This window comes from Octadecabacter sp. R77987, from assembly GCF_042466115.1.
Lineage (GTDB): Bacteria > Pseudomonadota > Alphaproteobacteria > Rhodobacterales > Rhodobacteraceae > SW4.
The window spans coordinates 1,690,647-1,716,111 of record NZ_JAXHBQ010000001.1; the positions used below are offsets into that span (position 1 = coordinate 1,690,647).

The 25,465-nt window shown below is 61.0% G+C and carries 25 protein-coding genes; 10 read left to right on the forward strand and 15 right to left on the reverse strand.

Annotation, left to right across the window (positions count from 1 at the left end):
- The 5 genes from SJY21_RS08595 to argH all read right to left on the reverse strand — a co-directional run bounded on the left by SJY21_RS08595 (position 1) and on the right by argH (position 5,906).
- Positions 1–2,631, reverse strand: a complete 2,631-nt coding sequence (locus SJY21_RS08595; protein ID WP_377508984.1) for a DUF4175 domain-containing protein — start codon at positions 2,629–2,631, stop codon at positions 1–3.
- A 63-nt stretch (positions 2,632–2,694) separates the two neighbouring features.
- Complete coding sequence (gene lysA, locus SJY21_RS08600; RefSeq protein ID WP_377508988.1) at positions 2,695–3,969, reverse strand: diaminopimelate decarboxylase; 1,275 nt, start codon at positions 3,967–3,969, stop codon at positions 2,695–2,697.
- Positions 3,970–4,026: 57 nt separating this feature from the next.
- Positions 4,027–4,344, reverse strand: coding sequence for a DUF2834 domain-containing protein (locus tag SJY21_RS08605; protein WP_377508991.1), 318 nt, complete (start codon positions 4,342–4,344; stop codon positions 4,027–4,029).
- Complete coding sequence (locus SJY21_RS08610) at positions 4,345–4,521, reverse strand: hypothetical protein (protein ID WP_377508994.1); 177 nt, start codon at positions 4,519–4,521, stop codon at positions 4,345–4,347.
- Positions 4,518–5,906, reverse strand: a complete 1,389-nt coding sequence (gene argH, locus SJY21_RS08615; protein ID WP_377508998.1) for an argininosuccinate lyase — start codon at positions 5,904–5,906, stop codon at positions 4,518–4,520. Before argH ends, SJY21_RS08610 begins: the two co-directional genes overlap by 4 nt.
- Before the next feature lie 12 nt (positions 5,907–5,918).
- On the opposite strand from argH, the gene SJY21_RS08620 reads away from it, so the two are divergent.
- Entirely contained in the window at positions 5,919–6,500 is a 582-nt protein-coding gene (locus SJY21_RS08620) for a TlpA disulfide reductase family protein (protein ID WP_377509001.1), read from the forward strand.
- A gap of 68 nt (positions 6,501–6,568) precedes the next feature.
- Here the strand turns inward: SJY21_RS08620 and SJY21_RS08625 are convergent, their stop codons facing one another.
- The 3 genes from SJY21_RS08625 to ubiA are packed head-to-tail and all read right to left on the reverse strand — an operon-like array spanning position 6,569 to position 9,808.
- Positions 6,569–6,892, reverse strand: a complete 324-nt coding sequence (locus tag SJY21_RS08625) for a hypothetical protein (RefSeq protein ID WP_377509004.1) — start codon at positions 6,890–6,892, stop codon at positions 6,569–6,571.
- Positions 6,879–8,783: an OmpA family protein gene (locus SJY21_RS08630; protein ID WP_377509007.1), complete on the reverse strand. Its 1,905-nt coding sequence runs from the start codon at positions 8,781–8,783 to the stop codon at positions 6,879–6,881. The genes SJY21_RS08625 and SJY21_RS08630 overlap by 14 nt, the downstream gene beginning before the upstream one ends.
- Before the next feature lie 59 nt (positions 8,784–8,842).
- Positions 8,843–9,808, reverse strand: a complete 966-nt coding sequence (ubiA, locus tag SJY21_RS08635; RefSeq protein WP_377509010.1) for a 4-hydroxybenzoate octaprenyltransferase — start codon at positions 9,806–9,808, stop codon at positions 8,843–8,845.
- Positions 9,809–9,819: 11 nt separating this feature from the next.
- Here ubiA and SJY21_RS08640 point away from each other — a divergent pair, with 11 nt between their 5' ends.
- The 4 genes from SJY21_RS08640 (at position 9,820) to SJY21_RS08655 (ending at position 13,347) form a co-directional block, all read left to right on the forward strand.
- Positions 9,820–10,533: a 16S rRNA (uracil(1498)-N(3))-methyltransferase gene (locus SJY21_RS08640; RefSeq protein WP_377509013.1), complete on the forward strand. Its 714-nt coding sequence runs from the start codon at positions 9,820–9,822 to the stop codon at positions 10,531–10,533.
- Positions 10,506–11,372, forward strand: coding sequence for a GNAT family N-acetyltransferase (locus SJY21_RS08645; protein WP_377509016.1), 867 nt, complete (start codon positions 10,506–10,508; stop codon positions 11,370–11,372). The genes SJY21_RS08640 and SJY21_RS08645 overlap by 28 nt, the downstream gene beginning before the upstream one ends.
- Entirely contained in the window at positions 11,365–11,895 is a 531-nt protein-coding gene (locus SJY21_RS08650) for a hypothetical protein (protein WP_377509019.1), read from the forward strand. Before SJY21_RS08645 ends, SJY21_RS08650 begins: the two co-directional genes overlap by 8 nt.
- Before the next feature lie 81 nt (positions 11,896–11,976).
- Positions 11,977–13,347, forward strand: coding sequence for a glutamate--cysteine ligase (locus SJY21_RS08655; RefSeq protein WP_377509022.1), 1,371 nt, complete (start codon positions 11,977–11,979; stop codon positions 13,345–13,347).
- 51 nt (positions 13,348–13,398) lie between these two features.
- Here SJY21_RS08655 and SJY21_RS08660 read toward each other — a convergent pair whose 3' ends face one another.
- The 6 genes from SJY21_RS08660 to SJY21_RS08685 form a co-directional block, all read right to left on the reverse strand.
- On the reverse strand, positions 13,399–13,758 hold the full coding sequence (locus tag SJY21_RS08660) for a DUF805 domain-containing protein (RefSeq protein ID WP_377509025.1): 360 nt from the start codon (positions 13,756–13,758) through the stop codon (positions 13,399–13,401).
- A gap of 85 nt (positions 13,759–13,843) precedes the next feature.
- A complete protein-coding gene (gene plsY / locus SJY21_RS08665) occupies positions 13,844–14,452 on the reverse strand; it encodes a glycerol-3-phosphate 1-O-acyltransferase PlsY (RefSeq protein ID WP_377509028.1) in 609 nt (202 codons plus the stop codon).
- Positions 14,453–15,724 carry a dihydroorotase gene (pyrC, locus tag SJY21_RS08670; protein ID WP_377509031.1) on the reverse strand — a complete coding sequence of 424 codons (1,272 nt, stop codon included), beginning with the start codon at positions 15,722–15,724 and terminating at the stop codon, positions 14,453–14,455.
- A gap of 2 nt (positions 15,725–15,726) precedes the next feature.
- A complete protein-coding gene (locus SJY21_RS08675) occupies positions 15,727–16,161 on the reverse strand; it encodes a hypothetical protein (protein WP_377509034.1) in 435 nt (144 codons plus the stop codon).
- Between the two features lie 2 nt (positions 16,162–16,163).
- Positions 16,164–16,721 carry a hypothetical protein gene (locus SJY21_RS08680; RefSeq protein WP_377509037.1) on the reverse strand — a complete coding sequence of 186 codons (558 nt, stop codon included), beginning with the start codon at positions 16,719–16,721 and terminating at the stop codon, positions 16,164–16,166.
- Positions 16,718–17,680 (reverse strand): aspartate carbamoyltransferase catalytic subunit, encoded by a 963-nt coding sequence (locus tag SJY21_RS08685; protein WP_377509040.1) that lies wholly within the window; start codon positions 17,678–17,680, stop codon positions 16,718–16,720. The genes SJY21_RS08680 and SJY21_RS08685 overlap by 4 nt, the downstream gene beginning before the upstream one ends.
- Positions 17,681–17,789: 109 nt before the next feature.
- Between SJY21_RS08685 and SJY21_RS08690 the strand changes: the two genes are divergently transcribed.
- The 5 genes from SJY21_RS08690 to SJY21_RS08710 all read left to right on the forward strand — a co-directional run bounded on the left by SJY21_RS08690 (position 17,790) and on the right by SJY21_RS08710 (position 24,646).
- Entirely contained in the window at positions 17,790–18,575 is a 786-nt protein-coding gene (locus SJY21_RS08690) for a uracil-DNA glycosylase family protein (protein WP_377509043.1), read from the forward strand.
- Positions 18,568–19,182: a LysE family translocator gene (locus SJY21_RS08695; protein ID WP_377509046.1), complete on the forward strand. Its 615-nt coding sequence runs from the start codon at positions 18,568–18,570 to the stop codon at positions 19,180–19,182. Before SJY21_RS08690 ends, SJY21_RS08695 begins: the two co-directional genes overlap by 8 nt.
- Positions 19,179–19,721, forward strand: coding sequence for a molybdenum cofactor biosynthesis protein B (moaB, locus tag SJY21_RS08700; RefSeq protein WP_377509049.1), 543 nt, complete (start codon positions 19,179–19,181; stop codon positions 19,719–19,721). Before SJY21_RS08695 ends, moaB begins: the two co-directional genes overlap by 4 nt.
- 93 nt (positions 19,722–19,814) lie before the next feature.
- Positions 19,815–21,272: an efflux RND transporter periplasmic adaptor subunit gene (locus tag SJY21_RS08705; protein WP_377509052.1), complete on the forward strand. Its 1,458-nt coding sequence runs from the start codon at positions 19,815–19,817 to the stop codon at positions 21,270–21,272.
- Between the two features lie 2 nt (positions 21,273–21,274).
- The gene (locus SJY21_RS08710) at positions 21,275–24,646 is read left to right on the forward strand and encodes an efflux RND transporter permease subunit (RefSeq protein ID WP_377509055.1); all 3,372 of its coding nucleotides are present in this window, start codon (positions 21,275–21,277) and stop codon (positions 24,644–24,646) included.
- Here the strand turns inward: SJY21_RS08710 and SJY21_RS08715 are convergent.
- The gene (locus tag SJY21_RS08715; RefSeq protein ID WP_377509058.1) at positions 24,643–25,437 is read right to left on the reverse strand and encodes a protein-disulfide reductase DsbD domain-containing protein; all 795 of its coding nucleotides are present in this window, start codon (positions 25,435–25,437) and stop codon (positions 24,643–24,645) included. The genes SJY21_RS08710 and SJY21_RS08715 overlap by 4 nt on opposite strands.
- Positions 25,438–25,465 lie beyond the last annotated feature (28 nt).

The window sequence follows — 25,465 nt, forward strand, 5'->3', positions numbered from 1 at the left end:
CTAGAACCGGTCGAGCAACCGCTTGAGATACTCAAGCTCCAGATCGGGGCGCGCCTGATCGGCTGACCGGCGGCGCAGTTCTTCCAGCAGTTCCTCGGCGCGGCGATAGACATCGCCACCCTGCAACATGTTTTCATCCGATCCATACTGGCCCGTGTTGCCAATCTGCCGGCCCAGCGGATCACGGCGTTCGGTTTCGGCCTGTTCTGTCACGTCGCCCTCTTGGCCGCCCTGCCCTTCCTGGGGCTGGTCCACATCGTTTTCGGCCAGGGCGCGGCCAAGGCTGCGCATGCCTTCGCGCAGGGCATCCATCGCTTCGGCCTGACGGTCGATCGCTTCGGCAAGATCGCCTTCGCGCAGGGCATCTTCGGCCTCGTCCATGGCACCTTCCGCCTGCTCCAACGCGCGGCGTGCTTCCTCGCCTGCTTCGCCGGGCAGGCTCGGCAGGCGGCTGCGCAATTGCTCCAAGCCTTGGCGCAAGGCTTCCTGACGGTCGGCAAGGCTTTGTTCTGTGCCAGCCTGACCTTCACCACCAGCCCCGTCGCCTGATTGCTGCCCCCCTTCGGGACGATCGCCCTGACCAAAGCCTTGGCCTTCCTGACCGTCCTGCCCGCCTTCTCCGCCTTCCAAAGGTTGGTCGCCACCTTCGCCCTGGCCTTGCTGACCCTGTTGCCCTTGTTGGCCCTGTCCGGGTTGCGGCTGGTCGCCTTGCTGGTCGCCAAGGCCGGGGTTGAATTGTTCCTGCAAGTCGCGGAAGGCTTCGTCGTTCAGACGCTGCTGATCGCGCAGTGTGTCGGCAAGGTCTTCCATCGACTGCTCGCCGGGGGTTGGCGGGCCATCGCCACCCTCGCCCTGCGTCACGGTCAGGTTTTCCATCAGTTCATTGAGCTGTTCCATCAACTCGGCCGCTTCGGCCATGCGGCCTTCTTCCATGAGTTCCTGAATACGGTCCATCAAGGCCTGCAGTTCAGCGCGGGACACATCAAGGCTTTCACCTTCACCGCCATCGGGTTGATCGGTGCCGCCATCCGAGGGTTCCGCATTTTGTGCCAGCATCGCCATGTAATCGTCCATCGCCTCGCGCAACTCGTCCATCAGGGCGGCGATTTCCTCGTCGCTGGCGCCATTGCGCATTGCCTCGGCCAGCCGTTCCTGCGCGCGCTCCAGACGTTCGCGCGCATCGGCCAGATTGCCATCCTCAAGCTGGATCGCCAAATCCCACAAGGCCTGCGCAAGTTCATCGCGCTGGTCGTCGTTCATGCCAAATTCTTCGTAGTTCACCAACTGGCGAATGATATGGCGCATCCGCAGATAGGTGGTTTCATTGCGAAACAGATCGCCGGGCTGATTGGACAGCGCGCGCAGCACCTGCAGCACACGGCGGTCATTGTCCGCCGACCACATCAGATCGCGGCGCTGTTCGATCACCGATTTTGCGATCGGGCGGAAAAACCGCCGGCCCGGCAGGACCAACTGTTCCGGCACGCCCGTCCCCACCTGTTCGCGCGCGTCCGTCACACTTAACGTCAGGGTCACGGGCAGGTTCGCTAGCGGGTGCTCGCTCAGGTTATCAATCAGCGTTTCCTCGAAACTGGCGCGACTGCCCGTAAACGGCATCGGCAGGTCAAGGACGAGAGGTTCAATCGGATCAGGCGCCACTGCCAACCCATAGCGCCGATCCACACGATCAAGATCAAGCGCAATGGTCGCTGTGCCCGACACCACCGCATAATCATCATCAGCCACAAAGGACTGCGCCATCTCGCCGTTTGCATCGGCCTCGACAGGGGCGGTGATGCTGACACTTGGCGCGATGTCGTCAATGACGGAAACGTCCCACGCGGCACCCCCATCGCCATCAATTTCCAGACGCCCGGCCTGCTCCACAACAAAGGCCTGTTGCGGCGCCGTGGCGCTTTCAACCTCGCCCACGCGCCCTGACACGGTTTCATGCACTGTCAGCGCACCAACCTCGCCATAAAGGCGCAATGTCACGGTGCTGCCTTCGGGAATGCGCAGCGGGCCTGCAGGGATATCTGCCAGATACAGCGTTGGCTTGCCTGTGTAGGCAGGCGGTGCGACCCAGCCTTCCCACATCGGGCCAGATGCCATCGCCGCCCCGCTTGTCGGCCCAAGATCAGCCACCGACCCGACCCGCCAAAGCGAGCCGAACATGAACGCGACAACCAGTGCCAAAAGCGCGACATAGCGCAACCCGTAAGGATCGCGCGATGCAATGCGCAGATCAGGCTGCACCGCCTTGGCGTCATGGCTGCGCGCGGCCATCCGTTCAAGGTGAACCTGCCAGATTTCTTCGGAGGCGGCATCGCCAGCTCCAATTGCCTGTTGATCCGCCAAAGCCGCAATCGGACGTCCCGGAAGGCGGGAATCGACCCGCGCCACGGCCTCGGCCCGTTTTGGCATCTTGAAACGGCGCGCGCCCCAGATCGCGGCAGCGATCAGCGCCAGCACCATCACAACACCGAAACCCCAAACGATTTCAACGGGCAGACTATCCTGCCAGCCCATCATGAGCGGCGCGAGTGTCAGGAAAAGAATGGTCCAGAACGGCCAGAACGCCTGTGTCACGCGTTCGGCCAGCATGCCCACTTGCGTGGCAAACACAGGCACGCGCAGGTGCGACAAAGGATCAAAGCGCTGGGTCAGTTGCCCGCTCCGTTCAGTTTGGCCGGATCACGACGACCCTAACCATTCAGGGATGCTATCGCGATTAATCATATCTTCAAAGGTAGGGCGTGGGCGGATAACCGCAAATTGATCCCCGTTGACCAGCACTTCGGGAATCAAAGGGCGGGAATTGTATTCGCTTGCCATCACCGCTCCGTAAGCACCTGCAGAACGGAACGCGACCAGATCATCGGCGGCCAGTGGCGGCATATCGCGCGCCTTGGCGAATGTGTCGCCACTTTCGCACACAGGGCCAACGATATCGTACCGCTGCTGTTCCACGCCTGCTGCGGGTTCCACCACAGGCACGATATCGTGCCATGCGTCATACATCGCGGGGCGGATCAGGTCGTTCATCGCACCGTCAAGGATCAGGAAATTGCGGTCCTCGCCCGATTTTACATAGATCACCTTGCTGACCATAATGCCGGAATTGCCGGAAATCAGCCGCCCCGGCTCAATCTCGATTTCGCAGCCCAGATGACCCACTGTGCGTTCGATCAACTGGCCGTATTCAACGGGCAACGGAGGGGCGGAATTGGACCTTTCATATGGAATACCAAGCCCGCCGCCCAGATCAAGGCGCGTAATCTCGTGACCATCAGCGCGCAGTTGTTCCGTGAGGTCGGCCACCTTGCGATAAGCCGCCTCGAACGGGTCCAACTGCGTCAGTTGCGACCCGATATGTACATCAATACCGATGACTTTCAGACCCGCCAAGGTCGCCGCCAGCGCATAAACCTCGCGGGCGCGACTGATCGGAATGCCGAACTTGTCTTCTTTCTTGCCGGTCGAAATCTTGGCGTGGGTTTTGGCATCCACGTCCGGATTGACCCGCACGGTGATGGGCGCAACCACGCCCAATTCCAGCGCGACCGCATTCAGCACCAGCATTTCCGGCTCGCTTTCGACGTTGAACTGGCGAATCCCGCCTTGCAAGGCCATGCGCATTTCGTCCGCCGTTTTGCCGACGCCAGAAAACACGATGCGGTCGCCTGGAACGCCTGCGGCAATCGCGCGGGCGTATTCACCACCCGACACAACATCCATGCCCGCACCTTCGCGCGCCAAGACGGTCAGAACAGCCTGATTTGAAAGGCTTTTCATCGCAAAACACACCAGATGGTCGGCAAAGCCCAGCGCCTCGTCGAATAGGCGATAATGGCGCTGCAGGGTCGCTGTCGAATAAACATAGAACGGCGTGCCGACCGCGGCCGCAATTTCGGCCACCGGCACATCTTCGGCGAACAGCGCGCCGTAACGGTAAATGAAGTGGTCCATCAGTCACGCTCCAAACTCGGGCCATGACATAGCAGACCAGTCAGCAAGCCCAAGCCCCTACGTGATCGGTTTGGCGCGCAAGAACAGATAAAGCGGCAGACCGCAGCTCACGCCAATGCAGAACGTTGCCGGAATGGCGACCAGCGCGAACCAGTTGCGGCGCACCGTGACCTCGGCCACGATCCAGACGGTCAGGGCAATCGCGGCAATCGTCAGGTCCCAGACAAGACCGGATGTCGCCGCATTCACATGCCACGCATCGACCATCGCCATGATGTCCCAACCGTTCGCCTGAAACCACGTTACAAAATAATACATCGGGTGGATCGCGCCCCAGATCGCAAGGGCAAGGTAGATCAGGCGCAGCGGCGACATTTACAGGCTGACCCCGACGCTGAACGTGCCATTGGTCGCACCGACACCAGCTGTCGTGCTGACGCCCCCGGTCCCTACGGAAACACCCGCGTTCGCGGTTGGCGTGAATGGGGGTGCATCGGCACCACAGGCTGACAGGATGGTCAGTGCAACGATCAAACCGGAAATCTTCTTCATGATAGAACCTCTTTCCAACGGGCGACCTGTGCACGCACTTGCGCGGGTGCAGTGCCGCCATATGACATACGGGACGCCACGGAATTCTCGACGCCAAGGACATCATACACGTCCTCGCGGATTCCTTCATGTATGGATTTCATGACCTCAAGGGACAGGTCCGGCAGGTCGCAATTTGCCGCTTCGGCCTTGGCCACAAGGGCGCCAGTGACGTGATGCGCCTCGCGGAAGGGCAGGCCCAATTCGCGCACCAGCCAGTCGGCCAGATCGGTCGCTGTGGAAAATCCGGTGGCGGCGGCGGCGCGCAGGGATTCGCGGTTGGCAGTCATGTCGCCCACCATTCCCGTCATCGCAGCCAGCGCCAGCATCAAATGGTCCGCAGCATCAAACACCTGTTCCTTGTCTTCCTGCATGTCCTTGGAATAGGTCAGCGGCAGCCCCTTCATCACCGTCATCAGCGCCACATTGGCCCCGAATATCCGGCCAATCTTGGCGCGGATCAGCTCGGCGGCATCAGGATTACGCTTTTGCGGCATAATGCTGGACCCCGTTGACCACTTGTCCGACATCTTGACGAAACGGAACTGCGCGGACGACCAGATCACCAGTTCTTCGGCCAGCCGCGACAGGTGCATCGCGCAAATGCTGCTGGCGGCCAGAAATTCGAGCGCAAAATCGCGATCCGCCACTGCGTCCAGCGAGTTGTGCATCGGTCCGTCAAAGCCCAGCGCCTGCGCCGTTGCATCCCGATCAATCGGAAATGACGTCCCCGCCAATGCAGCGCTTCCAAGCGGCGACAGGTTCATCCGCTTGCGCGCATCGGCAAATCGCGCGCGATCACGGGCGAACATTTCCACATATGCCATCATGTGATGGCCCCATGTGACAGGCTGGGCGACCTGCAAATGCGTGAAACCCGGCATGACCCAATCGGCCCCCGCCTCGGCCTGCCCCAACAGCGCAGTCATCAGCGCGGCCATGGCGCTGTCAGCCGCATCGCATTGGTCGCGTACCCACAGGCGGAAATCGACGGCAACCTGATCGTTGCGCGACCGCGCAGTGTGCAAGCGCCCCGCTGCATCACCGATAATCTCGGTCAGGCGCGCCTCGACGTTCATGTGGATGTCTTCCAGATCGGTGCGGAAGGGGAACGTTCCGCCTTCAATCTCTGACAACACCGTGAGGAGGCCTTCCCCAATCGCGTCTGCGTCCTTACTGCTAATGATACCTTGTGCGGCCAACATTGCCGCATGGGCCCGCGAGCCTGCGATGTCTTGCGCCGCCATGCGTTTGTCGAACCCGATTGAGGCGTTGATCGCCTCCATGATCGCGTCCGGCCCCGCGCTAAAGCGTCCGCCCCACATTGCATTCGAGGATTTGGTCATATCGGAGGTCCCATGTTGAAAGTGACGGCACGGAAAATGAAGTCAGCGCTGCTTTATACGGCCCTTGCCGTGCTTGCAAATGCTGCGGCGGCAGAAGGGCCGGACATTGCCGCCCTGACGGCCCTGCGCGAGGGTGATATGCGCAAGCTGAACTTTCACAGTGAACCTGCGCGCGGATCCGATCAGGAGTTCATCTCCGAGGATGGTGGCCGGATCACACTTGCCGCATTCGAGGGGCGTTATGTGGTGCTGAACTTCTGGGCCACATGGTGCGCGCCCTGCCGCAAGGAAATGCCGCAACTGTCGGCCCTGCAAGACACTCATGGCGGTGACGCGATCGAGGTGGTCACGATTGCGACCGGCCCCAACCCGCAACCCGCGATGGAACGGTTTTTCGAGGAAATCGGCGTGACCAACCTGCCGCTTCACCGTGACCCACGCAGTGATCTGGCCCGCGACATGGGTGTGCTTGGCCTGCCCGTCACGTTGATCCTGAACCCCGAGGGTCAGGAAATCGCCCGCTTGCAAGGGGATGCGGATTGGTCAAGTGACAGCGCGATGGCAATTGTTGCGGCGCTGGCCGGGGCACAATAGCGGCACATCCCTCGTCTAAAAACGCCGGGCCGGGCCAGCGTGGCACCCTGCAAAAGCGTCTTTCGCCCTCAGGCGTTTTGCCGCTCAATGTGGCTGCGCAACTCCTCGGCCTCGTGGCGGGCATCGCGCAAGCCGTCCATGGCGGCCCGCAATTCGGCCTCGGTCTGGGACAGCTGATTGGTGATTTCGGCCTCGCGCTGTTGCAGATATGTAATCGCCTGATCGCGGGTTTCCTCGGCCTCGTGCAGGGCCTGCGCCATCTTGTCCAGCTCGCCGATCTCGGCCTTGGTGACGCGGGTAAAGCGATTGACAAGCCAGCTTGCAAACCACCCAAGACAGAACGCCACGAACAGAATGATCGCTGTGGCAATGATAAACTCAGTTCTGTTCATCGGTGGTCCCTGTCTCTGATTCTTCTTCGGTAACGGCGGCTTCGGCCTCTTCCAAGGCTGTTGGCTGCTCTTCAACCGGTTCTGCTTCGATCAAACGGAATTCAATCCGGCGGTTGGCCTCGCGGCCTGCTTCGGTTTCATTATCCGCAATCGGGTCCACTTCACCATAGCCAATTGCCGAAAAACTGCTTGTGGGAACGCGGCGCATCCGCAATGCGGCCAACACGGCCTCGGCGCGTTGTTGGCTCAGTTGCTGGTTCATCTCTTCGCGGCCCTGACTGTCGGTATAACCCGCGATTTCGATCCGCAACTCGGCACAAAGCTTCAGCACCTCGGCAATATCATCAACCAGCGACTGCGCGGCGGCATCAATGGTGGCCGACCCCGGTTCAAAGGTGATCTTGCGTTCCGATGACAAGCCAACGATCTGACCGATACATTCTTCGGGCGTTGGCAAGCCGGCAATCGGGTCAAGCTGTTTGACATAGACCACATCAATTTCAAACTGTTCGGACTGGCCCAATTTGTCGATCAACAGCCGTGAAATCGCAGCACTTGCCCCTTCGTTGCCGGTGTTTCCCCGCACCACAAGGCTTTCGGGCTCAACAACGACCGACCCGTTGGACAACATCGACAAGGCTTCGATCCCCGCAAGAACGCGCACAGACCAGTTTGCAGGCAAACCATCGACGATACGGGTGCCCATATCGATATCCGTGCCACCAAAACGGGCGCGGGCGTAGTTTTCGGCGATGGAATTCAAGGTTTCGTCCGACACGCGCCCGCGCAACTGCACATTTCCTTCGGGGCTACGTGTGGCGGTAAATTGCGGAATGCCCGCACCGGCGGCATCGGGCGCGGCAGGAAGAACGGCCTCGAGCGCGAAAACATCGGGCAAGTCGTTTTCAAGTTCGCCAACGATCCGGTCAAACAGCCCCTGCGCGGTGCCTTGGGGTGCAACAAGGGTGATATCTGTATCTGACAGGGTCACGGTGCCCCCACCCAGTTCACCCAGGGCCGCGATCGAACGGGCAACAGCATCGGGCCAGGTGCGCGATGGCGCGCCCAGCGCAAGCGTGCAGCTTGCCGGACCTGTCAAACCAACGTCGCGTGCAGCGGCGATGATCTTGCGTTCGCCCGCGTCGGCGCTCACGGCGCAGGCGTCAAACTGCGCAGCGCCATCTTCAAGAATAAAGCGCACGGTGAACGGGGAAATGACGGGCCGCGGCGCCGTCACATCGAGGGCCATGCGCACGTCACTTGGCCTTGTGCGGCGCAGTTCGGTTTCAATACGTGCCTTTTGTTCAGCGCTTTCGGAAATCGCCGTGATTTCAACCACACCCGACGCTACCGAAATCTTTGAGCGTGGCAACTGTGCCAAGGCCCGCAGTGCAAAGTCCATGGCCGGATCCCAACCATCGGGCACCGGATAGTCCGCCGATTCCAGCAAATCGGTCACGGGCAGGTTTTCACCAGCGATATCACCGATCCGCTGGGTGATGGCGGCGCGGTCGGACGCGGCAGGAATCAACCCGATCAAAGATACGCCACTGTCATTGCGCAAGATTTCGACGGAAAAATCGGGCGGGGCAATGCCTGCGGAATCGACAACCGTCATGTTGTCGATCACGCGGCTTGCATCCACCACCGTGCCGGATATCGAAATTGCCCGAAAACGAACGGCCTCGGACGCAGCCTCTCCCTCAAGAATGACCTGCAAACCGTCACCCAGAACAGTTGCCCAGTTATGGCCGGCGTCCTGCAGCGAATCCTGCACCGCATCGACCGATCGATCCTCGACAACGGCGACGGTGGCTTGTGCGGCAAAGACCGAAACGATCGCAGCCACGACAAACGCGGCAAGGGGAATAAACAAAGAAGAAAGGCGCATGGCGTCCAATCACATAATTTGGCTGTTGTTGTCCTAAGCCGCTTGCGGCCAAGGTTCAATCAAAGGAACCACGCAACGGCGAAAAACAGCACAGGGATCAGCCCTGCATCACGGTTCGAGCGGAAAATACGCAGCAGTCCGGCGGAATCATCCGCGTCGAACTGGCGCAACTGCCAAGCAAGATGCCAGCCCATCGCCCATGGCCCGCCCAACGCGACAACCAGCGCCAGCACGGACCGGTCAATCGCTGCACCAATGACGGCCAGCCCGATCAGCAGCACCGTCATGGCCAGGAAACGCCGCAGCCAGTTGCGGCTGTTGTCTCCGAACAGGCGGGCGGTGGATTTCACACCGATCAGCGCGTCATCTTCGGCGTCCTGATGCGCATAGATCGTGTCATAAAACAGCGTCCAGGCAATCCCGCCGACATACAGAACCACTGCAGGCCAGCCCAGACTGCCCGTATGCGCAGTCCACGCGAGCAGTGCCCCCCAATTGAACGCGAGGCCCAGAAACACCTGCGGCCACCATGTAAACCGCTTGGCAAACGGATAGATCGCTACAGGCAGCAGGGCCAAAGCGCCTAGCGCAATTGCCGCCCAGTTGAATGTGAGCAGGATCACGAGCGACAGCAACGTTTGCACCAGCATCCACGCCAGCGCTGCGCGCACGCCGACAAGCCCCGATGGAATGGGCCGTGACGCGGTGCGCGCGACCGAACCGTCAATGTCACGGTCCGTGATGTCGTTCCATGTGCACCCCGCGCCGCGCATCAGGAACGCCCCCAGCGCACAGGCCAAAGCGATCCATAGATCATACCAGCCAAAACGCCCGGTCATCAGCATGGCCAGCGCCAACCCCCACCAACATGGTAGCAGCAGCAACCATGTACCGATGGGCCTGTCCGCACGGCTTAGCCGCAGAAACGGGCGCGTAGCGGCAGGCGCAAAACGGTCCACCCAGTTTCCCGCAACGGCATCGGAAACCTGCCCGCTCTGCTCTGGTATCGGCGCGTTGTCGGTCATATGTTCCGCCCATGGCTTCGATTGTGCGCCTCTTTGTAAACGCCCCGCTGGATAGGGGGCAAGGCATCACGCTGACGGATCAGGCGCATTACCTCGCCAACGTCATGCGGCTGGGTGCTGGCGATGTCATTCATGTCTTTAACGGGCGTGACGGCGAATGGGCGGCGCGCATAGATGCCGCCAGCCGCAAGCGGGTTGAACTGACGGTCGAGGCGCAGACCAAGCCGCTGCAAATGCCCCCCGATCTTTGGCTGCTGTTTGCCCCGATCAAGAAAGCGCGCACCGATTTCATCGTCGAAAAGGCGGCGGAAATGGGCGCGGCGCGCATCTGCCCGGTGCAGACCGATTTCACCAATTCCGAGCGCATCCGGCAGGACCGCCTTCAGGCCCACGCGATCGAGGCGGCGGAACAATGCGGCGGCACCTATGTCCCCGAAGTCACTAAGTTGCAGAAACTGGGCAAGCTGCTGGATGATTGGCCCGCTGATCGTCAGTTGATGTTTTGCGACGAAAGGATGGTGGGTCAAAGCCCCGCCCTACCGGAAAACGGCGGCCCTTGGGCGATCCTGATTGGTCCCGAGGGCGGCTTTTCCGATACGGAACGCAAGCGCCTGCATGCCCTGCCCTATGCGCACGCGGTCAGCCTTGGCCCACGCATCCTGCGCGCCGATACGGCTGCGGTGGCCGCGCTGACCGTGTGGCAACAACAGTTGGGCGACTGGTGATGCGCCCCGCCAAGCAGGCCGAACTGCCCGCGATCACCGCGTTTCTGACAGATCACATCGCCACCGCGATGTTCCCGCTGTCCAACCTTGCTCGGTATGGCTGGGGCAGTGCTGCCCCGCGCGGGCCGCGGTTCTGGGTCGCTGAACACAACGGGCAAATCACCGATGTCCTGACGATCACCAACGAAGGTATGGTCATGCCCAACTGCCCGTCGGGCGACTGGTCCGAAATTGCGCAAATCTGCGCGGATCGCCCGCTGATCGGGCTTACGGGTGGCAGTGACCAATGCGATGCCGTCCTCGTGGCGCTCAAGCTTACGGAGGCTCCTGCGGGCATCAACGGGCGCGAACCGCTGATGCAGCTTGATCTGGCCGATCTTGTCACGCCTGACGGTAACGGACAGCTTGAGCCGCTGGCGGAAACTAACAAATCACAAATGGCTGACTGGCGCGCCGCATTTGTCACCGAGGCGATGGGCGCTGACCCTGACAAGGCCGCCTCAATCGGCGCGCGTGACGTAGCGACCTATATCACCAACGACAGCCACCGTGTGCTGGTTGTCAATGACGCCCCTGTCGCACTGACCGGTTTCAATGCGACCCTGCCCGACACCGTGCAAATCGGTGGCGTTTATACCCCGCCCGACTTGCGGGGGCGTGGATATGCACGCCGCGCGGTTGCCTTGCATCTGGCCGAGGCGCGCGATGACGGCGCGCGCAACGCCATCCTTGCTGCTGCCAACCCTGCTGCACGGCGCGCCTATGCAGCTTTGGGGTTTCAGCGCACCGGCGATTTCACGCTTCATATCTTCAAGACCCCACAGGTGGCGCATGGCTGATTTTATCCGCCCCGAAGCCCGCGCAGGTCTGCTGCGCTGGGCCGAAACCGCGGTCTGGATCGGTATCACCCTGTTCGGCGTCTGGCTGTTCCTGCGCGGCGGGTTGTTCTGGCAAGTCATCGGCGCGCTGGTCACGGTAACGGGCATCGCCCTGACCCTGATCGCGGCACGCAACGCCCGTTTCCCCCAAGGGCACGATGGCCCCGGCGTTGTCGAAGTTGACGAACGCCAGATCACCTATTTCGGACCGTCTGGCGGCGGCTCGGTGTCGATTGATCACCTGACCCGCGTTGAAATCGAAACCACGGATCAGGGACCGTTGGGCAGTGACCTGATCTGGACTTTCTTTATGGATGGCGCGGCGCCGCTGATGATTCCCGGCAATGCGGCAGGGGCGGATACGCTATTTGATGCATTGGCGGCCTTGCAGGGCGTAAACTATGAAAAAGCGATCAGCGCCGCGCAATCGACCGAAAACGCGCGCTTTACCATCTGGCAAAAACCGCACCGCCAGTTGCATTAAGTTGACCCGCGCCGCATTGACACTGGCGCGCGTTACGATCACCCCTAGAAACCTGAAACACCCCAAAGCGAGGCCAAACCCATGTCCATTCCACAGTCCGGCGGCGGCCCCATTGAAAGCCATGATCAACTTGCCGAACTGCTGGCCAAGGGCTGCAAGCCCAAGGACAAATGGCGCATCGGAACCGAGCATGAAAAGTTTGGCTATTGCAAAGACACACTCAAGCCCCTGCCCTATGAAGGTGATCGGTCCGTCAAGGCGGTGCTGACAGCCCTGCGCGACACTTACAACTGGGCCGAGGTGCTGGAAGGCGGCAATATCATCGGCCTTGAAAAGGACGGCGCAAATGTCAGCCTTGAACCGGGCGGGCAGCTGGAGCTGTCAGGCGCACCACTGGAAACCATCCACCAGACTTGCGACGAGGTGAACGAACACCTGCGCGAGGTCAAGGATGTGGCCGACAAGATCGGCGTGGGGTTCATCGGCCTTGGGGCAGCCCCGATCTGGACCCATGACCAGATGGATATGATGCCCAAGGGCCGCTACAAACTGATGACCGATTACATGGGCCGTGTCGGCAGCCATGGCACGCAGATGATGTATCGGACCTGCACCGTGCAGGTGAACCTCGACTTTGGCAGCGAGGCGGACATGGTGCAGAAACTGCGCGTCGCGTTGGCCCTGCAACCCGTCGCCACCGCCTTGTTCGCCAACTCGCCGTTTTTCGAGGGCAAGCCGAACGGCCATAAATCATGGCGCAGCCGCATCTGGCGCGATCTTGATCCCGACCGCACCGGCATGCTGCCATGGGTGTTCGAGGACGGCATGGGGTTTGAACGCTGGGCGGAATGGGTGCTGGATGTGCCGATGTATTTTGTTTACCGCGACGGCAAATACATCGACGCGTTGGGCCAGTCATTCCGCGACTTTCTGAAAGGCGAACTGCCCGCCCTGCCCGGCGAAAAGCCGACCCTGTCTGATTGGGCCGACCACCTGACAACCGTCTTCCCCGAAGCGCGGATCAAGCAATTCATCGAAATGCGCGGGGCCGATGGTGGCCCGTGGCGGCGTTTGTGTGCCCTCCCCGCGTTCTGGGTCGGGCTGACCTATGACCAAGAGGCGCTGGATGCCGCTTGGGATCTGGTCAAGGGTTGGGACGCTGAAACCCGCGAGGCCCTGCGCGTGGCCGCATCCGTGGACGGGTTGCAGGCCAGGGTGGGCAACATTTCCATGCACGACCTTGCCCGCGAGGCCGTGGCGATTTCCGAAACCGGGTTGCGCAATCGCGCCAAACCGGGCGCGGGCGGGATGCTACCCGATGAAACCCACTTTCTGAATGCGCTTCACGAAACTATCGAGACAGGCAAGACGCCCGCCGATGAACTGTTGGACCGCTACAATGGCGATTGGAACGGCGATCTGACGCGGATTTACGGCGAATACAGCTACTGACGCAAAAGGCGCGCCAAATGGGCGCGCCTTTAAATAATCCTGCGGACCGGATCAGGCCAGCGGGTCTTCGCCAAACCGGTTCGGGCCTTTTGTGCCTTCGGTCACGAACCAGACCAGCAGCAAGATGATACCCACGATTGGCACCAGACCTATCAGGAACCACCAGCCGGACTTGTCCTTGTCGTGCAGACGACGAATGCCCGCAGTGATGATCGGGATTATCAGTGCAAGCGAAATCAGCCCGCCGATGATCATGATCACATTGGATTGCATGGCCGCGCCAAGCTGGGTCGGAAGTGTCCCGACCAGAACAACAAACAGATAAAACCACCAATACTCCGCGCGCCGCGCGCGCCCCTGAATTGTGAAATACTTGTTAAGGCAGGTGCGAATTGCGTCCCCAAACCCCATAATACTTTCCTTTCAAATCAAATAGACATACTTACGTGCGCGCAGCATCGTCTATTTTGTTATGAAAGCAAAAGACTTTTTCAGGTCAGGATTTCGCGCCGATCTTGGTCTCGGTTCCGGCACGCAACCGGGCGATGTTGCCCCAATGACGTGCATAGACCAGCACGGCCAGCCCGATCCCAAGGAAAAAGAAATCGCCGTGTCCTAGCAGGCTGGCCCAAAGTGGCCCCAAGCCCGCAGCCATGAGGGCGGCAAGCGACGAATACCGCAGCAAAATTGCGATAAACAACCACGTGGCGCAAACCGCCAGACCAACCGGCCAAGCCAGCGCTAGCACAATGCCGATATAGGTCGCGACACCCTTGCCGCCACGAAAGCCCAGCCAGATGGGAAAACAGTGGCCGACAAAAGCCGCAAGGGCTGCAATCTGCGCTGCGTCCTCGCCAGCCATGGCCCGCGCCAGCAATACGACAACCGCGCCCTTGCCCGCATCAAACAGCAGGGTCAGCGCGGCCGCTTTCTTGTTGCCCGTGCGCAGAACGTTGGTTGCACCAATGTTGCCTGACCCGATCTCGCGCAGGTTGCCCAGCCCCATAACCCGTGCAAGAATCACACCAAACGGCACCGACCCGAGCAGATAGCCAATCGTCGCCCAAAGGGTCAGCACGATCGCGGTGTTTTCGATCAATGGCATCTAGGCCTCCTCGGTCACGTCTTGGCCCGCGACCCATGTTCCCAGCACCCGCCCCTGAAGGCGCGCGCCGTCAAAGGGAGTGTTCTTGGATTTGGAGCGCAGCTTAGCACGATCCAGCAGAAACGGCGCATCCGGATCGAACAGCACCAGATCAGCAGGCGCGCCGACAGCCAGCCGCCCCGTATCAAGGCCCAAGCGGCGCGACGGGTTCAGCGACATGGCGCGGAACAGCGTCGGCAGGTCCAACTGCCCCGCATGATAAAGGCGCAAGGCAGCGGGCAGCAAAGTTTCAAGGGCGACCGCCCCGCTCGCCGCTTCCTCGTAGGGCAGGCGTTTGCTTTCCTCGTCTTGCGGCGTGTGCATGGAACTGATGATGTCGATCAACCCGCTGGCAACTGCCGCCACCACGGCCAGCCGGTCATCCTCGCTGCGCAGGGGCGGTTTGAGTTTGAAAAAGGTCCGGTAATCGGCCACGTCCAATTCGTTCAGCGTCAGGTGGTGGATGCCCACACCGGCGGTAATATCCAGCCCGTTCGCCTTGGCCCGTTCCAGCGCAGGCAGGGCGCGGGCGGTGGTGATCTGGTCCGCGTGATAGCGCGCGCCGGTCATTTCCAGCAGGGCGATATCGCGGTCCAATCCCATGCGTTCGGCCATCGGGCTGACGCCGGGAAGGCCGCGCAGGGAGGCAAACTTGCCGCTTGTCACGGCGGCACCATGCGACAGGTTCGGTTCCTGCACATGGGCGATCACCAGTGCACCCAGACTGCGCGCATAGGTCAGTGCGCGGGTGTAAACCTTGGTGTCGGTGACAACGCGGTCGCAATCGGTAAACGCCACCGCGCCCGCGTCTTTCAGAAAGCCGATCTCGACCATCTCGCGGCCCTCGCGCCCTTTGGTGAGCGCCGACATGGGCAGCACCCGCACGGGGCTGTCGGCAAGCGCGCGCTTGGCGACGAATTCCAACACCTCGGGTGTGTCAATCGCGGGGGCCGTATCAGGACGCGTGACCATCGTCGTGACACCACCCGCCGCCGCCGCGCGCCCTGCACTGCGGAAACTTTCCTTGTGGCGTTCACCCGGTTCGCTGACCTTGACGCCGATATCGACGATACCGGGGGCAAGGCATTTCCCGCCACAATCAAGGCCGGCCTTGGGCGCGTCACCGGCTCCGACCTCGGCAATCACGCCTTCACTGACACGCAGCCAGCCGATGCTGTCGGTGCCCGCTTCGGGATCAATCAACCGTGCGTTGGTGAAATACTGATCAGCCATCCCTAGCCCCCTTGCCGCATCGCCGCGCGAATGTCCGCGATCACCGCCTGTTTGTCCGCCTGAAACTTGAGCAAGTGTTTGTCGCCTGCGCTGGTGACAACCTGCACGGCACTCCCAAACGTCTTGAGGGCGGTAATCTGGTCCAGCCGCGCGATCCTCTGCCCCGGTCCCAACAGGCGGCGGTTCGTCAAATCCCAGCGCACCTGCATCTCGTCCGAGGCCACATAGAATGCCCGCACCGCCACAGCCGCCAGGCCACCCACAGCCCCCGTCCAGATATGCGGATTGCCCATGAAAAACAGCACGGCCATGCCAATCGCCATGGCCACAGCGGCCAGCACGATATGGTCTTTCCAATAAGTGCCACGGTCAGGGTGGAAACTGGTGATGACGGTCTCGCCCTCATCCAGTGCGGCGGTCGGGGTCAGGTCATACATCGCTAGCCCCCGATCCAGATCATCGCCACGACCAGCAAGGCCAGCACGATCAAAACAATCGTCGCAACGCGCCCTGACATAGCCGCGTCAGACGGTTTTGGCCGCCCGCCCGCCATGACGCCTGTCGCGCTTTCGGCGCGCAGGGGGATCATCTGCGGGATGTCGACATTGTCTTGGTATGTTGCAACCCAACGCAAGGGCGCGCGCGGCGTGAGCGTTTGTTCAAACCCGCCAAAGGCAGCGGAAAAGACGATCACGACCGTGCCTTTGATGCCGTCCAGCAAGGCGCGGTCCTGTTGCACCGCCGCGCTTGGCATGCCCAACCCTTCTTCGACGTATCCGGCCAGCCCGACCCCATCCAGTTCGTCAACGTCGATCACTTCAACGAAGTCTTCATCAAATAAAGTCGCGCCCAACGCCGACTTGAGCAACCAATGCGCATCGCCGTCAACATCGTGGGTCTGCCGTGCAAACGCGTCCACCTCATCCGCAGGGAGATCGAGGGCGAAAATCCGTACGACCCCGTGTTCCGTCGCGGTGATGTTCATGGTGTCACTCACACCATCACCCCGCCCGTTTTGGCCTGCCGCGCGGCGCGCAGATTGCGGGCCAGAAGGTCCATCGCGGCCATGCGCACAGCGACACCCATTTCTACCTGTTTCTGGATAACCGAGCGGTTGATGTTGTCTGCAATCGTTCCATCAATTTCCACACCACGGTTCATCGGGCCGGGGTGCATGACGATGGCGTCATCCTTGGCAAAGCCCAGTTTTTCAGCGTCCAGCCCATAGCGGTGATAATACTCGCGTTCGGACGGGATGAAACCGCCATCCATGCGTTCCTTTTGCAGACGTAGCATCATGACCACATCCACATCAGCCAACCCTTCGCGCATGTCCTCGTAAACCTCGACACCGAATTCACTGATCCCCGATGGCATCAGGGTCGGTGGGCCGATCAGGCGGATGCGGTTTTCCATCTTGCCCAAAAGCAGGATGTTGGACCGTGCCACGCGCGAATGGGCGATATCGCCGCAAATCGCGATATTCAGCCGGTGCAGCCGCTTTTTCTCGCGCCGGATCGTCAAGGCGTCAAGCAAGGCCTGCGTCGGGTGTTCGTGCCGCCCGTCACCGGCGTTCAGCACGGCGCAATTCACCTTTTGCGCCAGCAGGTCCACAGCCCCGGAATGCGGATGGCGCACGACCAGCAGGTCAGGGTGCATCGCGTTCAGGGTCAGGGCGGTATCAATCAGGGTCTCGCCCTTTTTGATGCTGGACGCCTGCATGCCCATGTTCATCACATCTGCGCCAAGGCGTTTGCCCGCCAGTTCGAAACTGGCCTGCGTGCGGGTCGAGTTTTCAAAGAACATGTTGATCTGGGTCAGGCCTGCCAGCACATCGGAATGTTTGTTTTCGTTCCGGTTCAGATCAACATATTGATCCGCCAGATCCAGCAATGTGGTGATTTCATCGGGGGCAAGGTTTTCGATGCCCAGCAGATGCGTCGCGCGGAATGTCATGTGGCCTCCTGCCCGAATTTGATGGGTTATAGGAAGGCTGGGGCGCGGCGGCAAGGCGTGAGCGCAGAATCCGCTGCACATTCCGGCGCGGCGCACTTAAACTTGGCGCATGGATTCGCAGCAATCATATTGGACGAACCGCGCCCTTCTGGAATGGCAGGTTGAAATGGGCGCGACCGAGGCGATGCTTGACGCGCCTGTGAACCGCTATGACCTGCCCGATCAGGTTGCCAAACCCGTGGCAAAACCTGCGGAAACGTCAAAGTCAGGCGTGCCTGACCTGCCCGTCGCACCCAAGGTCGATACGGTGGCCGAAGCCTTGCGCGTGACCCATGCCGCACCTGACATCCCCGCGTTGCAAGCGGCCCTCGCGGCGTTTGATCACTGTGGCCTGAAGAAGGGTGCGCGCAATCTTGTCTTTGCCGATGGTGATCCGACCGCGCGTGTGATGATCATCACCGATCCGCCCGAAAAAGACGAAGATCGCGCCGGATTGCCCTTTGCGGGTTGCAACAAGGCGCTGCTGGACAAGATGCTGGCGGCGATTGACCTTGGGTTTGCTGATGCAGTGACACCGGTTTACGCAACATCCGTCATCCCGTGGCGCCCCGCCCAAGACCGCCCGCCCGATGACGTCGACCGCGAGATGCTGCTGCCCTTCCTGCACCGCCACATCACGCTGGCCGATCCCGATGTGCTGGTGCTGATGGGTAGCGTGGCCTGTCATGCCCTTCTGGGCGAATCCGGCATAACGCGTTTGCGCGGCCACTGGGCCGAAGTGCTGGGCCGCCCCGCCTTGCCCATGTTCCACCCCGCCCACCTGCTGCGCACGCCCGCCGCCAAGCGCGAGGCCTGGGCGGATTTATTGGCGTTGAAGGCGCGGCTGGATGGTTGATCCGCTGACACTGGTGGCCTTTGTGCCCGCCGCGCTGGCACTGAACCTCACGCCGGGCGCGGATATGATGTTTTGCCTTGGTCAGGGGGTGCGATCCGGGCCACGCGCCGCAATTGCCGCAAGTGCGGGTATTTCGGTTGGCGGGATGGTCCATGTGACGCTTGCGGGCGTGGGCTTGGGGGCCGTGATTGCCGCCGTGCCGTGGTCCTTTGATGTAATCCGCTGGATCGGCGTGGCCTATCTGCTGTTTCTGGCCTATCGCGCACTGCACCAGACGGGTGCTGACCGCGATACGACCCCGCCAATGACAATCGCGCGTGCCTTCTCGACCGGTTTCATCGTCAACCTGACCAACCCCAAGGTAATTCTGTTCGTGTTGGCCTTTGTGCCGCAGTTTGTTGCCCCCGAGGCGGGGCCGGTCTTGGCCCAGTTCCTGATTTTCGGCGCGGTGCTGGCGATTGGCGGTTTCCTCGTCAACGGGGCAGTTGGCGTCTTTGCCGGTGGGATTGGACGCCGCTTTGCCCGTGGCGCGCGCGCGCTGGGCTGGATAACATCCGCTATCTTCATCACACTAGCCGCCCGCTTGGCCATACTGGAGCGCACATGAGCCGTATCGACGAAACCCTTGAATTCCACCCCGTCCGCATCGCCATCCTGACGGTCAGCGATACCCGCACCTTGGCCGAAGATAAATCGGGCCAAACGCTGGTGGATCGCCTGACCGGTGCTGGTCATACCCTTGCCGCGCGCATGATCCTTCGGGATGAACGGGCCGAGATCGCCGCACAACTGCGCGCTTGGTGCGACAACCCTGATATCGACGTGATCATTTCCACCGGCGGCACCGGCCTGACGGGGCGTGACGTCACCGTCGAAGCACACCGCGACGTCTATGAAAAAGAGATCGACGCATTCGGCACGGTGTTCACCATCGTGTCATTGCAAAAGATCGGCACGAGTGCTGTGCAAAGCCGCGCAACGGGGGGCGTTGCCAATGGCACATATCTGTTTGCCCTGCCCGGTAGCACAGGCGCTTGCAAGGACGCGTGGGATGACATCCTGTCGCTGCAACTGGATTACCGGCACCGGCCATGCAACTTTGTCGAAATTTTCCCGCGATTGGACGAACACAAGCGACGGAAATAGATTGCAGGGCCGTAATATGGCCGGGATTGCATCCAAAACATGTGAAACCACGTATATTTATCGTGAACACAAAACGCGCGGAGACGGCACCACATGAGATTTTTGCGCCGAAGCATGATTGGCATCTTTCTGTTGTCCATGACACTCGCCCTGTTCGCATGGGCGGGACAGATGGTTTACAGCGCCGTGCAAACCCGCATCAACGCCGAGCCGCGCAGTTTTCCGCAGCGCGAAAGGGTGCTTTCCGTCAATGTCGCCACAATCACGCCAGAAACCATCACGCCGGAACTGACCGTGTTTGGCGAATTGCGCAGCCGGAAAACCCTTGATCTGCGCCCGTCTGTTGGCGGCACCGTGCTTGAAACGGCAGATGCCTTTGTCGAAGGTGGCGCTGTGCAGGCGGGCGACATGCTGTTGCGGATTGATCCGGTTGATGCGCAAGCCGCACTTGACCGTCTTGCCGCCGACCTAAGTGACGCCGAAGCCGAAAGCCGTGATGCGGCCCGCGCCCTGACTCTGGCCCGCGACGAACTTGCCGCCGCCGAGCAACAAACCGCATTGCGCGAAACCGCCCTGACCCGCCAGCGTGACCTGCTGCAACGGGGTGTCGGTTCGACCGCCGCCGTGGAAGCCGCCGAACTGGCCGTGTCGTCCGCACGGCAGGCGGTATTGTCGCGCCGCCAGGCCATTGCAAGTGCCGAGGCGCGCATTGACCTTGCAGCGACCCGTCTGGCGCGCGTCCGCATTAACCTTGCCGAGGCCGAGCGCGCGCTGGCTGACACCGAAATTCGTGCCGCATTTGACGGCACATTGGCAGATGTCACTGTCACTGATGGTGGCCGCGTCACCGCAAACGAACGGATCGCGCAACTGATCGACCCCTCCCAACTTGAGGTCACGTTTCGCGTGTCCACCTCGCAATACGCGCGTCTGTTGAATGCCGATGGCACATTGATGCGCGCACCGGTTCGCGTGACCTTGGATGTGTCGGGCGTTGACCTCTCTGCGACGGGCACAATCACCCGCGAAGGGGCCGCCGTGGGTGACGGGCTTACAGGGCGGATCATCTTTGCGACGCTTGACACCGCATTGGGCTTTCGCCCCGGCGATTTTGTGACTGTCGCGATTGATGAACCCGCGCTTGAGAACGTAGCGCGGCTGCCCGCCACGGCGCTTGCTGCGGACGGATCACTGCTGTTGGTTGGCGAAGAAAACCGCCTCCAACAGGTGCCGGTCACATTGCTGCGCCGTCAGGGAAACGATGTGATCGTCAGCGCGCCGCAGTTGACCGGACAGTCTGTTGTTGCTGAACGCTCGCCACTTTTGGGCGCTGGAATTCGTGTGAACCCGATTGTTCCCGGTGGCGCAACCGCGGCCCCTGCTCTGCCCGAAACCATCGCCCTGGATGCGGATCGTCGCGCGCGACTTGTTGCCTTTGTTACCGAAAGCCGCATGCCCGACGAGGCAAAGACACGCATCCTGTCGCAACTTGAACAAGACGAAGTGCCCTCTGAAGTCGTCACCCGTCTTGAAAGCCGGATGGGAAGCTGACGATGGCACGCGCTGGCGGCATTCTATCCTATTTCACGCGTCACCGCACGGCGGCCAACCTGCTGCTTGTGGTGCTGATCGCCGCAGGAATCGCCGCGATGCCAAAGATGCGCGCGCAGTTCTTTCCCGATGTGATCATCGACACGGTCAGCGTATCAGTCACCTGGTCGGGCGCGGGGGCCGAGGACGTGGACGCCGCGATCGTGCAGGTCCTGGAACCGGCTTTGCTATCGGTTGACGGGGTTACGGCCAGTTCAGCGCGCTCCAGCGAAGGGCGCGCCTCGGTCACGCTTGAGTTCGAGCCGGGCTATGACATGGCGCAGGCCGCTGAAGACGTGCAAATCGCAGTCGATGCAACCAGCAATCTGCCCGAAGAATCCGAAGATCCCATCGTGCGCCGTGGTGCCTGGAGCGACCGTGTCACCGATGTGATCATCACTGGCCCCGTGGGCACAGAACAACTGGGCCGCTTTGCCGATGAACTGGTAACGCGCCTGTTTGCGGCAGGTGTCACACGATCCACGATCCAAGGTGTCGCCGCCCCCAGCACCGTGATCGAAGTGCCATCGCTTTCGCTGATCCGTCATGACGTCACCATGTCAGAGATCGCCACCGCCATCGGCCAGGAAGTCAACGCCGATCCAGCCGGTGACGTCAGTGGCGCATCGCGTGTGCGCACGGGTGTCGAGAAACGTTCGGCTGATGAAATCGCAGGGATCGTGCTGCGCACCAATGCCGATGGGTCAACGCTGACGGTCGGCGATGTCGCACGTATCACTGTTGAAGGGGTCGACCGCGAACGCGCCTATTATGTGGGCGACGACCCGGCCATTTCCATCCGTGTTGACCGGTCCGACAAGGGCGATGCGATTGACCTGCAAGCGCGCGTCGAAGACGTCGCCGCCGCCATGCAGGCGACCCTACCCGCAGGCGTTACCGTTGAACTGATCCGCACGCGCGCCGACTATATCACCGGGCGCTTGAACATCTTGCTTGAGAACGGCGCGATGGGCCTTGCACTGGTGGTTGGCCTGCTGTTCTTGTTCCTGAATGCGCGCACCGCGTTCTGGGTCGCCGCCGGTATTCCAGTGGCGATGTTTGCTGCGATTGCGCTGATGTATCTGGCGGGGCTGACGATCAACATGATCAGCCTTTTCGCGCTGATCATCACGCTTGGGATTGTGGTGGATGATGCGATCGTTGTCGGCGAACACGCCGATTACAGGGTCAGGCGATTGGGCGAACACCCCGTCGAAGCTGCTGAAAACGCCGCGCGCCGCATGTTCAGCCCTGTCTTTTCCGCCACGATCACCACCGTGATTGCCTTTTTCGGGCTGGTGGTGATTGGCGGGCGCTTTGGCGATCTGATTTCCGACATTCCCTTTACGGTGATCGTGGTTCTGATTGCCTCGCTGGTGGAATGTTTTTTGATCCTGCCACACCACATGTCCCATGCCCTGTCGCCCGGCGCGCGTGGCAAGTGGTATGACGCGCCTTCGCGCTTTGTGAACCGCCGCTTTGACTGGGTGCGTGAAAACTTGTTCCGGCCGATGATGGCAGGTGTCATTTGGGCGCGTTATCCAGTGATGGCGGGCGTCTTCGTGGTCCTTGCCAGCCAAGTGTCCCTGTTCGTCAAAGGTGACGTTCAATGGCGGTTCTTCAACTCGCCCGAACAGGGTTCGGTGACAGGCAATTTCGCGATGCTTCCCGGAGCGACGCGCGAGGACACGCTGGCAATGATGCGCGAACTGCAGCGCGCCGCAACCGATCTGGGCGTCGAATACGAGGCCGAGTATGGCACCAACCCAATCGACTACGTGATTGCCGAAATCGGTGGCAATTCGGGCCGTGGCCTTTCGGGCGCCGATACCAAGGACGCCGACCAGCTTGGCGCCATTTCCATCGAACTGATCGACGCCGATCTGCGCCCCTATTCCAGTTTTGCATTTGTCGCGGCCCTGCAAGACGCGGTTGTGCAACACCCGATGGCCGAAACTGTCAGCTTTCGCAGTTGGGCAAGCGGGCCGGGTGGCGACGATATCGACATCCAGCTTTACGGCGCGACGGCCGAAACCCTGAAATCCGCCTCCGAGGCCTTGAAAACCGCGCTTGCGCAATTCCCCGAAGTATCCGCCGTCGAAGACACGCTGGCCTATGACAAAGAAGAGCTGATCCTTGACCTGACAGCGCAGGGACAGGCGCTTGGTTTCACGATTGACGGCTTGGGCCGCGTGTTGCGCGATCACCTGAACGGGATCGAGGCGGCAACCTATCCCGATGGCCCACGCAGCGCGACAATCCGCGTCGAACTACCTGCAGGCGAACTCACGGCCGATTTTCTGGAACGGACCCAGATGCGCACGCCAGCAGGTGATTATGTGCCGCTGGCCGATATCGTATCTGTGGATCGCCGCACCGGATTTTCCACCGTGCGGCGCGAAAACGGCATCATGTTGATTTCCGTCACGGGTGATCTGACGGATGATGACGCCGACCGCGCCGCCGAGGTTACAAAGCAGATCAACGAAACCATCCTGCCACAGATCGAACAGGATTACGGGGTCAGCACCAACCTGTCGGGTCTGAGCGAGCAGGAAAACGAGTTTCTGAATGACGCGCGCACCGGTCTGATCTTTGTGCTGACAGGGATATTCCTGACGCTCGCCTGGATTTTCTCAAGCTGGACACGTCCGCTGGTGGTCATGGCGATCATTCCCTTTGGTCTGATCGGAACTATCTACGGGCATAACCTGTGGGGCCTGCCGATGAGCATGTTTTCCATTGTCGGCATGATCGGCATGACAGGGATTATCATCAACGATTCCATCGTGCTGGTGACGACAATTGACGACTATGCCAAGACCCGCGGGCTTATACCGGCGATCATCGACGGGGCATGTGACCGTCTGCGCCCTGTCTTGCTGACGACGCTGACAACGGTGCTGGGCCTTGCGCCGCTGCTTTATGAAGGGTCCAGTCAGGCGGAATTTCTGAAACCGACAGTGATCACGCTGGTTTATGGCCTTGGGTTCGGGATGGTGATTGTGCTGCTGGTGGTTCCCGCGCTGATGGCGATGCAACAAGACATCCACAAGCAGATCCGCGCCGCGCGCCGTGCGTTGCGCAGCGGTGATGCCGGTGCGCGATTGCCTGCCGGTGTTGCTGCACTTGGGGCTGCCGCTTTGTTTGCATTTCTGATGGCGCCCATGATCATCACCGGCGCGCCGCTACCAGCCCTTGCCAGCGCACTACCGATGTTGAACGGTGGTATGAGCGTGGCTTTCGGATTGTTCGCGGTCAGTGTCGCGCTTTGGATAGTTTTGGTCTATTTCGCATCAGTCGCGCTTGCGCTGACCCTGCGCAAAACGGCCTAGCCGCCCGCAACGCAACCGCGAATGTCAACGGCACTCCCCCGCGACAGCAGGGTGATCCGCACCGCGGAGCGGTCAAGCGCGAACGCGCCGCCATCCATGTGGATCATATCGGCCTGCGAGACGATCATGCCGCCTTCGCGTGTCATGCTGGGTTCGGATACCCAAACCGCATCATTGCCCGCTTCGATCACCACCGCATCTGCCTGCGCAAATGGCACCCGAGTGGTGATCTGCAATCCATTGGCAAGCGGCGCTATTGCACAGCTGACCGTGCCCACACCTGCTTCGCCCTGCGTTTGCGGGCGATCCGCAAGGGCCGCCAGAATGGCAACATCGCGTGTGCCGTCGACGGGCAAGATCGCATCAAAGTCGAATGTCATCGGCACGCAGATATCTTCGCACACACCGATCTGCACGGCGCCGCGCATCTGCACAGGCGCGCCCGAATCCGGCACCGTAAGTTCAACCGGAATGACAACGTCACCATGATAGCCGATGCTGCGCATCCCGTTCTGGTCCATCACTTCGGGGATCGGCCAGTGAAACTGTGCAGCGGCGATGTTCTGTGACCCGTCCCACTGAAACTGCGGCGGGATCCCCGCATCACCGGGTGCGCGCCAATAGGTCTTCCAACCGGGCGCAAGGCTGATCCGCACCCCCGCCATATGCGTGCCGTGGTCGGTGCGCCAACCGGGCAGGATTTCGAACGCCGCGACGCCATCCATCGGGTCGGCATCAGCAGGCGCGGAAAATGCGACAAGCGCGGCAAGGGTCAGGGCAACGGGTTTCATTATGCCTTAGTTATGCATGATCCATGCA